This is a genomic window from Celeribacter halophilus, from assembly GCF_900114135.1.
In the GTDB taxonomy this organism is placed as follows: Bacteria; Pseudomonadota; Alphaproteobacteria; order Rhodobacterales; family Rhodobacteraceae; genus Celeribacter; species Celeribacter halophilus.
In genome coordinates this window covers 158,073-171,354 of the sequence record NZ_FORY01000006.1, presented here as the reverse complement: position 1 = coordinate 171,354, position 13,282 = coordinate 158,073, and the positions used below count along the sequence as shown (strand labels likewise).

Below are 13,282 nucleotides of genomic sequence, written 5' to 3'. Positions count from 1 at the left end.
CAAATGACTGTCACGGACGTGCCCTATGGATGCGTCGTGAGGTTAGAGCCGGAGCGAAGAACTCTCAGGAGGTGACATTATGGCACTCGATATGACTGCATCTGACAATGCCCTGCCTCGGCGGGCGATGAAAGCGGAAATGCTTGATCTGGAGACGGAACAGGCGCTGGCACGGGCGTGGCGGGATCACGGCGACGAGGCGGCGCTGCACCGTCTTGTGACTGCCTATATGCGCTTGGCAATTTCCATGGCGGCCAAGTTCAAACGCTATGGCGCACCGATGAGCGATCTTATTCAGGAGGCGGGGCTGGGCCTTATGAAAGCTGCCGAAAAATTCGATCCGGATCGTGGCGTGCGTTTTTCGACCTATGCTGTGTGGTGGATCAAGGCCTCCATTCAGGACTATGTGATGCGCAACTGGTCGCTGGTGCGTACGGGGTCGACCTCGGCGCAGAAATCCCTGTTTTTCAACATGCGCCGTGTGCAGGCCCGCCTTGAGCGCGAAGCTTCCGCGCAAGGTGAGGCGCTGGATCATGACCAGCTTTTGCAAATGATCGCGATGGATCTGGGCGTGCCGCTGCGGGATGTCGAAGTGATGGACGGGCGTCTTTCCGGTTCTGACTTTTCGCTCAATGCCCAGCAATCCGGTGAGGATGAAGGGCGCGAATGGATCGACACGCTGGCTGATGAGGGCGCAACCACGGCGGAGATGGTGGGCGAGGCCCATGATCAGGCACAGCTCAAAACATGGATTTTCGACGCGATGGACCATCTGAGCGAGCGGGAACGGTTTATCGTCAAGTCGCGCAAGCTCACGGACGAACCGCGCACGCTGGAGAGCCTTGGTGACGAGTTGTCGCTGTCGAAAGAACGGGTGCGGCAACTCGAAGCCGCCGCTTTGCAAAAAATGCGGATATCTCTTGAAACCAACGGCGGGGATGTGCAGCAGTTCTTTGCATGAAGTACAGCTTTGCACTTGCGACCCTGTTGGCCGCTGGCCCCGCTTTTTCGGACCAGATTACGCCGGATGCGTTTGCCGCGCTGCCACCGCCGGATGTGGTTATTCTGGGGGAGACCCATGACAACCCGACCCAACACGCGCATCAGGCTCGTGCGGTCGAGGTGCTTGCCCCTGCCGCGCTGGTGTTCGAGATGCTGACACCGGAGCAGGCGGCGAAGGTAACGCCGGAGCTGCGCAGGGATGCGGCGGCTTTGGCCGAGGTATTGGATTGGGACAGTTCCGGCTGGCCGGATTTCTCGATGTATGCGCCGATTTTCGCGGCCAGCACAGCACTGGTCTATGGCGCGGCTCTCCCGCGTGACGAGGTGCGGCGCGCGTTCTCTGAGGGGGCGGCGGACGTGTTCGGCGCAGAGGCGGATCGCTATGGTCTGACCACACCGCTGCCTGAAGAGATGCAAGAAGACCGTGCACAGATGCAGTTCGAATCGCATTGCGAAGCCATGCCGCTTGAAATGATGGCGGGGATGGTCGAGGCGCAAAGGCTGCGCGACGCGGCATTCTCAAGAGTGGCGTTGCAAGCTTTGGAGGACACCGGCGGCCCTGTCGTCGTCATCGCGGGCAATGGCCATGCACGCCGTGATTGGGGGATGCCCGCCGTGCTCGCACAGGCCGCGCCGGATGTGACGGTTCTCTCAGTCGGCCAGTTGGTAGCACCACCCGATGAGGCTCCGCCCTATGACGTCTGGCTTGTGACCGAGGCCGCAGAGCGCGGCGATCCCTGTGCGGGTTTTGCCAAAGCGTCCACGGACTGATCCGGCCATTGTTTCGCCCTGCGCCTTGGCTTAAACCGATCCTTGTGGACAGGCGCGAGAGCCAGGGAGAGCGAACATGCTGAACGGAAAATCCATTCTGCTGATTATCGGAGGCGGCATCGCGGCGTTCAAATCGCTCGATCTGATCCGACGGCTACGTGAAGAGGGCGTGCGTGTCGTACCCGTCCTGACCAAAGCCGCCGAAGAATTCGTGACGCCTTTGTCCGTGTCGGCCCTATCCGCCGAGAAAGTGTATCGTGACCTCTTCAATCTGACGGATGAGGCGGAGATGGGGCATATCGAACTGTCCCGTGCCGCTGATCTGGTCGTTGTGTCTCCTGCCACCGCCGATCTTCTGGGCAAGATGGCGGGCGGGCTGGCCAATGATCTTGCGTCCACCCTGTTAATGGCTACCGATATACCGGTCCTTGTTGCGCCCGCGATGAATGTCCGGATGTGGCAACACCCCGCCTGTCAGCGCAATGTGGCAACCCTCAAAGAAGATGGTGTGCTTTTTGTTGGCCCCGAAGAGGGCAGCATGGCCTGCGGCGAGTTCGGTCCGGGGCGCTTGTCCGAAACGCCGGATATCATTGCTGCCATTCGCAGCGCCCTCACCGACGGGCCTTTGACGGGCAAACATATCCTTGTCACATCCGGCCCGACCCACGAGCCGATTGATCCCGTGCGCTATATCGCCAACCGGTCGTCCGGCGCGCAGGGGACCGCGATTGCCGTGGCCCTGCGGGATCTGGGCGCGGATGTGAGCTTTGTCACCGGTCCGGCCGATGTTCCTGCGCCCTCCGGTGTACGGGTGATCCCCGTGCAAACCGCCCGCGAAATGCAAGCCGCCGTCGAGAAGGCTTTGCCCGCAGATGTGGCTGTCTTTGCCGCCGCTGTGGCCGATTGGCGCGTGGCCTCGCAAAGCGGGTCGAAGATCAAGAAACAACAGGGCAAACTGCCGGTGCTGGAATTTTCCGAGAACCCCGACATTCTGGCAGGGGTGAGCCAGATGTCGGAGGGGCGTCCGCGTCTTGTTGTGGGATTTGCTGCGGAGACGGATGACGTGATCGCCCATGCTACGGCAAAGCGTGCGCGTAAGGGCTGTGACTGGATTGTGGCCAATGACGTGTCTCCGGACACCGGAATCATGGGCGGCACGGAGAATGCGGTGACCTTGATTTCCGAACGTGGCGCGGAGGAGTGGCCGCGCATGGGCAAAGATGAAGTGGCACAACAGTTGGCACACCGGATCGTGGATTATCTGGCGAAGAAATGAGTATTTGTGCCATCAGAAAGCCCCGCTTTGACAAGAATATGGAAGAGACATGAGCGTAGAGATCAAAATTCAATGGCTCGACGGGGCTGACCCCGAGATCAAACTGCCGTCCTATGAAACGGCCCATGCGGCAGGCGGCGATGTGCGGGCGAATTTCCCGCCGGAGATGCGTGCGGAAGGGGTCACCCTTGAGCCGGGTGCGCGGGCGCTGATCCCGACGGGGTTTGCGATGGAAATTCCCGCAGGCTACGAGGTGCAGGTGCGGCCACGTTCCGGTCTCGCGCTCAAACACGGGATTTCTTTGGCTAATACGCCCGGAACGATTGATGCCGATTACCGCGGGCCGGTGGGCATTATTCTGATCAACCACGGTCAGGAGCCGTTTCATGTCACGCATGGTGAACGCATCGGCCAGATGGTCGTCGCACCTGTGGTGCAAGGGGCATTTTCGGTGGTGGAGGACCTCACGGACACCGCACGCGGTGCTGGGGGCTTTGGCTCGACCGGACGGAAATGAGCTATTTTCTGATCATTTCGGCGGTGCTTTGGGGCATCGGTCGGCTGACCGGCGCCCCAAAGCGGGCGCGTTGGGCGATGATCGGGGTGCTTTACCTTGCTGTGCTGATGGCCGTCACTGTGCTGCCGGAAGAACATGCGCTGCGGGCAAGTCTTGGCGGGAGTTTGGGCGAATGGCTGCTGATCGGTGTTGCCGCGCTGATTGTTCTTGTCTATCGGGCAGGGCTTGCTCGTTTGCGGCGTAAGGCGAAGGTGGTTGAGGCTCCGGCGCAGGAAGGCGCGTTTCGTCCCGCCGAACTGGATCGCTACATGCGGCATATCCTGTTGCGGGAGATCGGCGGGCCGGGGCAGAAAAAGCTCAAAGACGCCAAGGTCTTGGTGATCGGGGCCGGAGGACTTGGCGCGCCTGTGCTGCAATATCTTGCGGCTTCGGGGGTCGGGGTAATCGGGGTGATTGATCCGGATGTGGTGGAGTCTTCGAACCTGCAACGTCAGGTGATCCACACGGACGACCGGATCGGTGTGCCCAAGGTATTCTCCGCCGCCGAGGCGATGAAGGCACAGAATCCGTTCATCGAGGTGCGCCCCTATCATCGCGCCTTTGACGAAAGCTCTATGGATATGGTGGCTGAATATGATCTTGTGCTCGACGGGACGGATAATTTCGACACGCGTTATCTGGCCAACCGCGCATGTGTGATCCACGGCAAGCCGCTGGTCGCAGCCGCGATCACGCAATGGGAAGGTCAAATCAGCACATATAAATCCCATGAAAATGGCCCGTGCTATCAATGTGTGTTCCCCGAGCGCCCTGCCGAGGGCATGGTTCCCAGTTGCGCCGAAGCCGGTGTGGCGGCCCCCTTGCCGGGGGTTTTGGGCACGATGATGGCGATGGAAGCGGTGAAAGAAATCACGGGCGCGGGGCAGGGGCTCAAGGGGCGGCTCGTCATTCACGATGCGCTCTATGCCGAGACCCGCAGCATCACAGTGAAGAAACGACCGGACTGCCCGATTTGCGGCGGCAAAAGCGTTAATCGCAAAACCTGAGCGATGGGTTTGCGCAAAGAACCGTGCAACAGGTTGATCTTGTCGCACTTCCCTCTCAATGCGTGTCACAAATCAAATGTGACGGGCTTTAGCCCTTTTACTTGTCGATGCGGAGGCATAGTTTTTGGGCAAAGGAGATCCCTATGACCAATCCCTATCTCGCCGAGTGGACGACCGAATTCAATTTGCCGCCTTTTGCCGATCTGAAGGATGAGGATGTAAAGCCTGCCGTGGAGGCCGCCCTGTCCGAGGGCCGCGCCGCGATCAAGGCGATTGCGGACAATCCGGAAGCGCCGACATTTGCCAATACGATTGAAGCGCTGGAGAAAGCCGATGCGACCCTGTCGAAGGTTCTGGGAGCCTTTTACGGCATGGCGGGCGCGGATACGAATGACACGCGGGACGCTTTGATGCGGGAGTTCTCCCCGATGCTCTCTGCCTACAGTTCCGAAATCACCGCCAACGCGGCGCTGTTCCAACGGATCGAAACGCTATGGCAGGAGCGTGAAAACCTTGACCTCACAGACGAGCAGCAGCGTGTTCTCATGCTCACCCGCCGTTCCTTTGTGCGCTCGGGGGCAAAGCTCGAAGGTGCGGACAAGGACCGCATGGCGGAGATCAAATCGCGCCTTGCCACGCTTGGCACCCAGTTCAGTCAGAACCTTTTGGCTGACGAGCGGGAATGGTTCATGGAGCTTTCGGAGGATGATCTCGAAGGCCTGCCGCAGTTCGTGGTTGATGCCGCACGTTCCGCAGGTGAGGAAAAAGGCGCGAAGGGGCCGGTGGTAACGCTGTCGCGCTCTCTGATCACACCGTTTCTGCAATTTTCCCCTCGCCGCGATTTGCGGGAAAAGGCTTTTCGCGCATGGGCGGCGCGAGGCGAGAATGGCAATGCCAATGACAATCGCGAGATTGCGCGCGAAATTCTCGAATTGCGCGAAGAGAGGGCCAAGCTCTTGGGCTACGAAAACTTCGCGGCCTATAAGCTCGAAACCGAGATGGCCAAAACGCCGGGACATGTGCGCGATCTTTTGATGCGGGTCTGGGCGCCCGCAAAAGAGGCGGCGGAGCGCGATGCCGCGATCCTGTCCAAGATGATGGTCGAGGACGGGGTGAACGGGGATCTGGCGCCTTGGGACTGGCGCTACTATTCCGAAAAACGGCGCAAGGCCGAACATGACCTCGATGAAGCGGAGTTAAAGCTCTATCTGCAGCTCGACCGTATGATCGAGGCGGCGTTTACCTGTGCCAACCGCCTGTTCGGTCTTGAGTTCGAACCGCTTGATGTCACTACCTATCATCCCGATGCGCGGGCATGGAACGTGACGCGGAATGGCAAGCATATGGCCGTGTTTATCGGGGACTATTTCGCACGCGGCTCCAAACGCTCCGGCGCGTGGTGTACGGCCATGCGCAGCCAGCAAAAGCTCGAAGGTGACATTCGCCCGATTGTGCTCAACGTGTGCAATTTTGCCAAACCGTCAAAAGATGAGGCCGCTTTGCTGTCCTATGATGATGCGCGGACCTTGTTCCATGAGTTCGGCCATGCGCTTCATCAGATGCTCTCCGATGTGACCTATGACTCGATCTCCGGCACGTCTGTGGCGCGGGATTTTGTCGAATTGCCCAGCCAGCTTTATGAGCACTGGCTCGAAGTGCCCGAGGTGCTCGAAGAATTCGCGACACACGCCGAGACCGGCGCACCGATGCCGCGCGATATGCTGGAACGTCTGCTCGCGGCCCAGACCTATGATCAGGGGTTTGCTACGGTGGAATATGTGGCCTCTGCACTTGTCGATCTGGAGTTCCACGATGGTCCTGCCCCGAAAGACCCGATGAAGGCGCAGGCCGAGATACTGGCGAAAATAGGTATGCCGAAGGCGATCACCATGCGCCATGCCACACCACATTTCGCGCATATTTTCTCCGGCGACGGGTATAGCTCGGGCTATTACAGCTACATGTGGTCGGAAGTGATGGATGCGGATGCCTTCGAGGCTTTCGAGGAAACCTCGCCTTTCGATCCGGCTATGGCAAAACGCCTTGAGGACAACATCCTCTCGAAAGGCGGCTCCGAAGATGCCGAGGCGCTCTACACGGCATTCCGTGGACGGATGCCCGGTGTTGAGGCGCTGCTCAAGGGGCGGGGGCTTTTGGCGGCAGAGTGAGGTTGTATTTTCTTTACTGTAAAAACACTCAATCGTGAGGCGGTTTATCCGCCTCGCGCGCCACATCTTTATGCACGATCACATCTGCATTCGGATAGGCCGCCAGAATCTGACGCTTGAGATCGGCGGAAATTGCATGCGCCTCGCGTAGGGTCTGGTCCCCGTCCACTTCGATATGGATGTTCACAAAGGGTTTCGATCCGGCCATCCGGGTTTTCAGATCGTGATAGGCGTAGATGCCGGGCATCTCCTGAGCCATGGTTTCAATGGCGGCGATCATCTCGGGCGGGGCCGCGCGGTCCATCAGCGCATCCCATGCGGATTTGCCTATATTCAATGCTCCTAACACCAGAAGGGCCGCTGCGATCAGGGCAACGATGCTGTCTAGATGCTGAAACCCCAGCAAGGACGAAGCCAGAAGCGCACAAATCGCGCCGATATTCGGAATGAGATCGCCCAGATAGTGCAGGCTGTCGGCGGAGACCACTTTCGAGCCGGTTTTGCGGGCGACATAGCGTTGCCAGAGCACCAGCGCGATGGTGGCTGCGATGGATAGCAGCATCACCGCGATGCCCGCGCCTTCGGCGGTCATCTGGTGCGGGGTGGTGGCCAGCAAACGCCGCACGGCTGTGACGGCAATGACAGCGGCGGAGATCAGGATGAAGACGGATTGTGCAAGTGCGGCGAGGTCTTCGGCAGAGGTGTGGCCAAAGGTGTGGTCCTTGTCCGGTGGTCGCGCGGCGTAATAGATCGCGAGTAATCCGGCGCAGGCAATGAGCAGGTCAAGCGCACTGTCGGCCAGAGAGGCGGCAATCGACAGAGAACCGGTCACGCTGAGCGCCCAGATTTTTGCGATCACCAAAAGCGTCGCAACGCTGACAGAGGCGACCCCTGCCGAGATGTTCAGGTGTTTGTCCTGCATGGTTTGTCATGCCCCGAAATGCGGTGCTTAGTCCAGCATCAGCTTGTCGCAGATGCGTGACCATGCGCGGGCGACAAAGTTATCCTTGGCGGTTTCAAGGCATTGGCGCTCCAGAAACCAGTGAAAATAGCCTTCATAATCGAAATCGGCCATGGTCTGAGGGCCGAACTCGATCGCGGATTTGAGATCTTTGACCGTTCGCGCGGTGAGTGTGGCGTGCCAGTAATCGGTCTTGCCACAGGTGATGACCGGCTTTTTCTGCATCAGGGCTTCGAATCCGGTCGAAGAATTCTGGGTGATGACCACGCGGGCGGAAGCAATCAGGTCATGGATGGAGGCATCCGTCAGTTTGACATTCGGGTGGTCCTCGCAAATTCCGAGGATGCGCCGCCGACCCTGTTTGCTTTGATGCGGGTGGGGTTTGACATAGACGGGTGCGTTGCTGTCGTAGCGTGCTGCCTCAGGGATGATCTGCTCAATGCTCAGGTATCGCGTGCCGGGTTTTCCGATTTCCGAAGGCTGACACAGGATTGTCGCGGAAGACGGAGGTAAAGGCGATTCCAGACGTGGCTCTTGGGTGAACTTCGAGATGTTTTCCTGCAACATATAGCCGGTCACGCCATTGAAAAAATACTCGGCGGCCTCGCGCATTTCGGGATCGGAATGGTAACGGGCAAACCGCAGCGAACTGTTGTGCCCGTATCCCAATTCGTCGAAATACCAGAACCCCCAGATGTAGGAGGGGCAGGCATGCAGGATGGTCGGACCATACATGGCCGGACCGCCAACGATGATGTGGAAATGATCGGTATTCAAAAGCGCACGCCCCGTTCGGGACCCGCCTTCGACAAGATAGGTTGCAAAGCCCTTTTCTTCGAGCTTGGGAAGCAGTTTGGTGAAAAAGTCATGTTGGCCTTGGGCGATGGACTCGTGCCAGTTGCCATAGCCGTGAATGACACAGGATTTCAGGCCGGCCGGAATGTTGCGGGCCGCGAGAGGGGATTTGATCTGATCCATCGGGACTTACTCCAGAACTTCATCCGGGCGCACTCCCCATAGCCCGTCTTTCAACACCCACCCCTTTTGCCCGTCCGCAGTGACCTTGCACCAGGACACATTGCATTCAAGCAAGCGCAAGATCACGTTCTTCTCGGCTTGCGCATTGAGACGTGAGGCCGGATCGGGACGGGAAAACAGATCTACATTCTCTGCCGTGACCAGCGCGGTGCGCACACCGGAAATCAGCGAATAATGCAGCCATCCTGTTGCGCCTTCGACATCACGAACGCGACGCCAGTGGCCATATTCCGCGATGACTTCAAGCGGGTATCCGCGGCGCACAAAGACCCAGTCGATACGATGCGACAAGGACGGCCCGCGCCGGACGTTGGCCTTGTCGCTTTTCAATGAGACAAATCGGGGCAGCGGCAGGTTGGTGACCGCGCCGCGTTTCGGCCCCTCTGCGGAAACACTGGCGGGCATGGCGACAAGAAGGCATAGCAAAACGGCCCTGAACAGGCCTTGCATGCCGGAAAATCGACCGCTGTTTACCATAACGCTCTCTAATCTGCTCACTGGCCTCTCACCGCCGACACCTTGTGTGATAATTCTCTGCACGGCGATGGTTGTTTGTGCTCCGGTTCTTATCCTTTACGCCTTGCCGGGATGCAATGGAGTTTGCCAGTATAGGGGTGAAAAATAAAGAGGGAGGTTACGGCTATTATGAGAGAACGTCTCAAAGTCGTGGTGACACGTGCGTTGCCGGAACAGGTCGAAACCCGAATGAAAGAGCTCTTTGATGTCGAACTCAATCCGACAGACGAGAAGATGGATCGCGAGGCACTCGTCTCGGCGATGCAACAGGCGGATGTTCTGGTCCCGTGCATCACCGACCGGATCGACGCGGGTATGTTGGGGCAGGCGGGGGAGCGGCTCAAACTGATCGCGAACTATGGCGCAGGGGTGGATCATATCGATGTCCTCACCGCGCAGAATCGCGGGATTCTGGTGTCCAACACACCCGGCGTTGTGACCGAAGACACCGCCGATATGGCAATGGCGCTCATGCTGGCGGTCACGCGGCGGATTCCCGAAGGGCAGGTGGCGATGCAATCCGGTGTTTGGGAGGGGTGGGCCCCGACCGCATTTATGGGCATGCGCCTGACGGGCAAGCGGCTCGGCATTCTCGGAATGGGGCGGATTGGTCAGGCTATGGCACGGCGCGCACGCGCCTTTGGCATGTCGGTGCATTATCACAACCGCCGCCGCTTGCGACCCGAGATCGAAGCGGAGCTTGAAGCGACATGGTGGGATAGCCTCGACCAGATGCTCTCCCGCATTGATGTCCTGTCGATCCATTGCCCGCATACACCGGCGACTTTTCACCAGATCAATGCGCGGCGATTGAAGCTGATGAAGCCGACCTCCGTGATCGTGAACACCTCTCGCGGTGAGGTGATAGACGAGAATGCCCTGACGCGCGGTTTGCGTGCGGGCGAGATCGGCGGGGCGGGACTGGACGTGTTCGAACGTGGCCACCAGATCAATCCGCGCCTGCGGGAACTGCCCAATGTGGTGCTCTTGCCGCATATGGGGTCGGCGACGGTGGAAGGACGTGTCGAGATGGGCGAGAAAGTGATGCTCAACATCCGTACTTTTGCCGACGGACACCGCCCGCCTGACATGGTTGTGCCAGCAATGCTTTGAGCGTGAGGCGGACATGATTGGAACCTTTTCCGCCTTTGGGACGTTTCTTTCTCAGACACTGAAAAAGGAGGTTCTCAAATGAATTGGGACCAGTTCGAAGGTAAATGGAAAGAAATCAAAGGCCGCGTTCGTGAGGAATGGGGCGATTTGACCGAGGATGACCTCGCCGAAGCCGAAGGCAACCGCGAGCAACTCGAAGGTAAATTGCAACAGCGCTATGGCAAGTCCAAAGAAGAAGCGCGCAAGGCCGTGAATGAATTCATCGACAAGCTCTGATACGTGAGCAAAACCGGAACGCGCCTCATGCTGGGGCGCGTTTTGACCCCGCGGCATGATTGGAGAGGATGTCTCTGCATGCGGAACTCTGGAAAATATGAGTATTTCCGGCACAAAGGAAACCGCCGTTAGCCCTATGTTAACCGGATCGGGATAGGCTTTTGCTGCGGAACAGGCTGGAGAGCCGATGGCCGCGCACGAAGGAGACGCCCTGACCCGTGGGGCCAAACCCCTTCCGGAGACGCCACAGCGCTATGTACCGACGGTCAGGGCGCAATTCGCTCTCTCTTTTGTGCCGTAAATACTCAAAAAAAGGCGCCTCGTTTATTTGTTTTTATAGACATTCTCCGGCGTCGGGAAGGCGCGGGATTTGACGTCTTCGGCGTAGTCCGCAATGGCATCTTCGATGGCGGCCCCAACCGCGCCGAATTTCTTGACGAATTTCGGCACCCAGTCGTTCAGGCCCAGCATGTCTTCCATCACCAGAATCTGACCGTCGCAGGTTTTTGACGCGCCGATGCCGATGGTCGGAATTTCCACGGCTTTGGTGATCTTGTCGGCCAGCGGTTCGACCACACCTTCGACGACCAACGCAAACGCGCCGGCCTCGGCTACGGCTTTGGCATCGTCGATATGGAACTGCCAGTCATCCTCGTCGCGGCCTTGGGTTTTGAAGCCCCCCATGATGTTGGTGCTTTGCGGCGTCAGCCCGATATGGGCCATCACCGGAATGCCGCGCCCGGAGAGGAATTTGATCGTCTCTGCCATGCGGGCGCCTCCTTCGAGCTTGACGGCTTGGCACTGGGTTTCCTTCATGATTTTCGCGGCATTGCGAAAGGCCTGTGCGGGACTTTCCTCATAGGAGCCGAAGGGCATGTCCACGACGACCAGCGCGCGTTTGGTGCCGCGCACCACTGCTTTGCCATGCATGATCATCAGGTCCAGAGACACGCCGACCGTGCTTTCCATCCCGTGCATCACCATGCCGAGACTGTCGCCGACCAGCAGGAAATCGCAGTATTTCTCGGCAATTGCAGCGGTATGGGCGTGATAGGCGGTGAGTGAGACAATCGGATCACCGCCTTTGCGGGCGCGGATTTGCGGGACGGTGATGCGTCGAATGGTTTCGGTTTGTGTAGACATGATTTCTCCTCCTCCTTCAGGGCTTTAGGCCGGATGTGCCACCCTTTGGTCGATCAATAGCACATCCCCGAAGCGGGCGGCGAGAAGGATTACCACAGGACGGGTGATTTTGCCCTCGACCTTTTGCAGTGTCGTTGCGTCGCGAACATCGATGCTTTCGATCCGGGCGCGGGGTTCGCGAGCAATGAAGGCATGGATTTCCTCTTCGAGATCCTGTGCGCTGCGCCCGTCGGAGACTTCGTAATCGGCGTAAGCCAGTGCTTTGTTGAGGATGCGTGCCGCCTTCCGGTCTTCGGCGGAAAGACGCACGTTGCGCGAAGACATGGCGAGCCCGTCAACGTCGCGCACAGTCGGCACCCCTGTGATCCCGACGGGCATGTCGAGGTCGCGGACCATGGTTTTGATGACTTGGAGCTGCTGGTAGTCCTTTTCGCCAAAAAATGCTTGGTCGGGGGTGGTGATGTTGAAGAGTTTTGTCACCACGGTGCAGACGCCTTTGAAGTGACCGGGACGGAGGGCGCCCATGAGGGTTTTGTCCAGCTCTTCGGTCAGCACAGTGGTCTGTTTGTCGGGGTGATACATCTCGTCGACGGAGGGACAGAAGACCGCGTCGACCCCTTCGGCCTCCAGAAGCGCGAAATCGCGGGCCTCGTCGCGCGGGTAGGCGTCGAGATCGGCAGCTTCTCCGAATTGTGTCGGGTTGACGAAGATCGACACGATGACACGGTCGGTCCGGCTTTGTGCCGTGCGCACCAGTGTCAGATGGCCGTCATGCAAAAAGCCCATTGTGGGGACGAGACCGACGCTTTCTCCGGCGCTGCGAAAGGCTTTCACCGTGTCCCGTATCTCTTGTTTGGTCCGACAGATTTTCATCTTTGCTTCTCCGTTCCGGCTCTCGTGAGCCTCTGATTGCGCGCAGAATACAAACTGTGGGGCAGAGCGACAAGGATGTCAGGGAAACGGCTTATGAATCGCGCAGAGGTCGCGCCGCGATGCTACCGCAAATAACAGAAATAATTGGGTAAAATAAAAAGGCGGCCTACACAGGGTCGCCTTTTCAAACAAGTCTCCAGCCTTAGCTCTTGTCTTTAAGAGCGGCCAGTTCGTCCCAACATTCCAGCGCTTTTGCCGCATACATCAGCACGGGGCCGCCGCCCATCTGCACATTCATGGCCAGCATTTCGGCGAGTTCTTCGCGGGTGCCACCGTGTTTCATCAGGGCTTCGACGTGAAAGCCGACACAGGGTTCGCAGCGCACCGAAACGGCCATTGCAAGCGCCAGCAATTCCTTGGTTTTATGGTCCAGCGCATCGCCTTCCAGCGCGGCTTTCGACATGGCTCCGAAGCCCGCTGGAATGTTCTTATTGGCTTTATTCAGGGCGCGCAGCGCATTGCGCATGTCTTCGTTTTTTTCAACCCAGGACATGAGAAACTCCTTGTTCGCGTGTCTTACAT

At 58.6% G+C, this 13,282-nt stretch carries 14 protein-coding genes; 8 read left to right on the top strand and 6 right to left on the bottom strand.

Features of this window, described 5'->3' with window-relative positions:
• Positions 1–79: 79 nt before the first annotated feature.
• The 6 genes from BM152_RS08260 (at position 80) to BM152_RS08235 (ending at position 6,780) form a co-directional block, all read left to right on the top strand.
• Complete coding sequence (locus tag BM152_RS08260) at positions 80–961, top strand: RNA polymerase factor sigma-32 (RefSeq protein WP_066606861.1); 882 nt, start codon at positions 80–82, stop codon at positions 959–961.
• The gene (locus BM152_RS08255) at positions 958–1,773 is read left to right on the top strand and encodes a ChaN family lipoprotein (RefSeq protein WP_066606865.1); all 816 of its coding nucleotides are present in this window, start codon (positions 958–960) and stop codon (positions 1,771–1,773) included. The genes BM152_RS08260 and BM152_RS08255 overlap by 4 nt, the downstream gene beginning before the upstream one ends.
• 76 nt (positions 1,774–1,849) lie before the next feature.
• Positions 1,850–3,049, top strand: coding sequence for a bifunctional phosphopantothenoylcysteine decarboxylase/phosphopantothenate--cysteine ligase CoaBC (gene coaBC, locus BM152_RS08250; RefSeq protein ID WP_066606868.1), 1,200 nt, complete (start codon positions 1,850–1,852; stop codon positions 3,047–3,049).
• A gap of 49 nt (positions 3,050–3,098) precedes the next feature.
• On the top strand, positions 3,099–3,566 hold the full coding sequence (dut, locus tag BM152_RS08245; RefSeq protein WP_066606870.1) for a dUTP diphosphatase: 468 nt from the start codon (positions 3,099–3,101) through the stop codon (positions 3,564–3,566).
• A complete protein-coding gene (locus BM152_RS08240; protein WP_066606872.1) occupies positions 3,563–4,612 on the top strand; it encodes a HesA/MoeB/ThiF family protein in 1,050 nt (349 codons plus the stop codon). Before dut ends, BM152_RS08240 begins: the two co-directional genes overlap by 4 nt.
• Positions 4,613–4,755: 143 nt before the next feature.
• Positions 4,756–6,780 (top strand): M3 family metallopeptidase, encoded by a 2,025-nt coding sequence (locus BM152_RS08235; protein ID WP_066606875.1) that lies wholly within the window; start codon positions 4,756–4,758, stop codon positions 6,778–6,780.
• 28 nt (positions 6,781–6,808) lie between these two features.
• Here BM152_RS08235 and BM152_RS08230 read toward each other — a convergent pair whose 3' ends face one another.
• Genes BM152_RS08230 through BM152_RS08220 form a run of 3 tightly spaced genes read right to left on the bottom strand, consistent with a single transcriptional unit; the run spans position 6,809 to position 9,256 of the window.
• The gene (locus BM152_RS08230) at positions 6,809–7,702 is read right to left on the bottom strand and encodes a cation diffusion facilitator family transporter (protein WP_066606878.1); all 894 of its coding nucleotides are present in this window, start codon (positions 7,700–7,702) and stop codon (positions 6,809–6,811) included.
• Between the two features lie 27 nt (positions 7,703–7,729).
• Positions 7,730–8,719, bottom strand: a complete 990-nt coding sequence (locus BM152_RS08225; protein WP_066606880.1) for a capsular polysaccharide export protein, LipB/KpsS family — start codon at positions 8,717–8,719, stop codon at positions 7,730–7,732.
• A 6-nt stretch (positions 8,720–8,725) separates the two neighbouring features.
• Positions 8,726–9,256: an SH3 domain-containing protein gene (locus tag BM152_RS08220; protein WP_082715432.1), complete on the bottom strand. Its 531-nt coding sequence runs from the start codon at positions 9,254–9,256 to the stop codon at positions 8,726–8,728.
• A 165-nt stretch (positions 9,257–9,421) separates the two neighbouring features.
• Between BM152_RS08220 and BM152_RS08215 the strand changes: the two genes are divergently transcribed.
• Complete coding sequence (locus BM152_RS08215; protein ID WP_066606887.1) at positions 9,422–10,408, top strand: 2-hydroxyacid dehydrogenase; 987 nt, start codon at positions 9,422–9,424, stop codon at positions 10,406–10,408.
• A 78-nt stretch (positions 10,409–10,486) separates the two neighbouring features.
• Positions 10,487–10,684: a CsbD family protein gene (locus BM152_RS08210; protein WP_066606890.1), complete on the top strand. Its 198-nt coding sequence runs from the start codon at positions 10,487–10,489 to the stop codon at positions 10,682–10,684.
• Between the two features lie 324 nt (positions 10,685–11,008).
• On the opposite strand, the gene panB is transcribed toward BM152_RS08210, so the two are convergent.
• From panB to BM152_RS08195, 3 genes are all read right to left on the bottom strand, one after another.
• A complete protein-coding gene (gene panB / locus BM152_RS08205) occupies positions 11,009–11,827 on the bottom strand; it encodes a 3-methyl-2-oxobutanoate hydroxymethyltransferase (protein ID WP_066606893.1) in 819 nt (272 codons plus the stop codon).
• A 24-nt stretch (positions 11,828–11,851) separates the two neighbouring features.
• Positions 11,852–12,700 carry a pantoate--beta-alanine ligase gene (gene panC / locus BM152_RS08200; protein ID WP_066606895.1) on the bottom strand — a complete coding sequence of 283 codons (849 nt, stop codon included), beginning with the start codon at positions 12,698–12,700 and terminating at the stop codon, positions 11,852–11,854.
• A gap of 202 nt (positions 12,701–12,902) precedes the next feature.
• Complete coding sequence (locus tag BM152_RS08195; RefSeq protein ID WP_066606897.1) at positions 12,903–13,253, bottom strand: carboxymuconolactone decarboxylase family protein; 351 nt, start codon at positions 13,251–13,253, stop codon at positions 12,903–12,905.
• Positions 13,254–13,282 lie beyond the last annotated feature (29 nt).

Coding starts and splice junctions, on each gene's coding strand:
- BM152_RS08230 (WP_066606878.1), bottom strand. CDS start 7,702: ATGCAGGACAAACACCTGAACATCTCGGCAGGGGTCGCCTCTGTCAGC.
- panC (WP_066606895.1), bottom strand. CDS start 12,700: ATGAAAATCTGTCGGACCAAACAAGAGATACGGGACACGGTGAAAGCC.
- BM152_RS08235 (WP_066606875.1), top strand. CDS start 4,756: ATGACCAATCCCTATCTCGCCGAGTGGACGACCGAATTCAATTTGCCG.
- panB (WP_066606893.1), bottom strand. CDS start 11,827: ATGTCTACACAAACCGAAACCATTCGACGCATCACCGTCCCGCAAATC.
- BM152_RS08225 (WP_066606880.1), bottom strand. CDS start 8,719: ATGGATCAGATCAAATCCCCTCTCGCGGCCCGCAACATTCCGGCCGGC.
- BM152_RS08260 (WP_066606861.1), top strand. CDS start 80: ATGGCACTCGATATGACTGCATCTGACAATGCCCTGCCTCGGCGGGCG.
- coaBC (WP_066606868.1), top strand. CDS start 1,850: ATGCTGAACGGAAAATCCATTCTGCTGATTATCGGAGGCGGCATCGCG.
- BM152_RS08195 (WP_066606897.1), bottom strand. CDS start 13,253: ATGTCCTGGGTTGAAAAAAACGAAGACATGCGCAATGCGCTGCGCGCC.
- dut (WP_066606870.1), top strand. CDS start 3,099: ATGAGCGTAGAGATCAAAATTCAATGGCTCGACGGGGCTGACCCCGAG.
- BM152_RS08220 (WP_082715432.1), bottom strand. CDS start 9,256: ATGGTAAACAGCGGTCGATTTTCCGGCATGCAAGGCCTGTTCAGGGCC.
- BM152_RS08240 (WP_066606872.1), top strand. CDS start 3,563: ATGAGCTATTTTCTGATCATTTCGGCGGTGCTTTGGGGCATCGGTCGG.
- BM152_RS08255 (WP_066606865.1), top strand. CDS start 958: ATGAAGTACAGCTTTGCACTTGCGACCCTGTTGGCCGCTGGCCCCGCT.
- BM152_RS08210 (WP_066606890.1), top strand. CDS start 10,487: ATGAATTGGGACCAGTTCGAAGGTAAATGGAAAGAAATCAAAGGCCGC.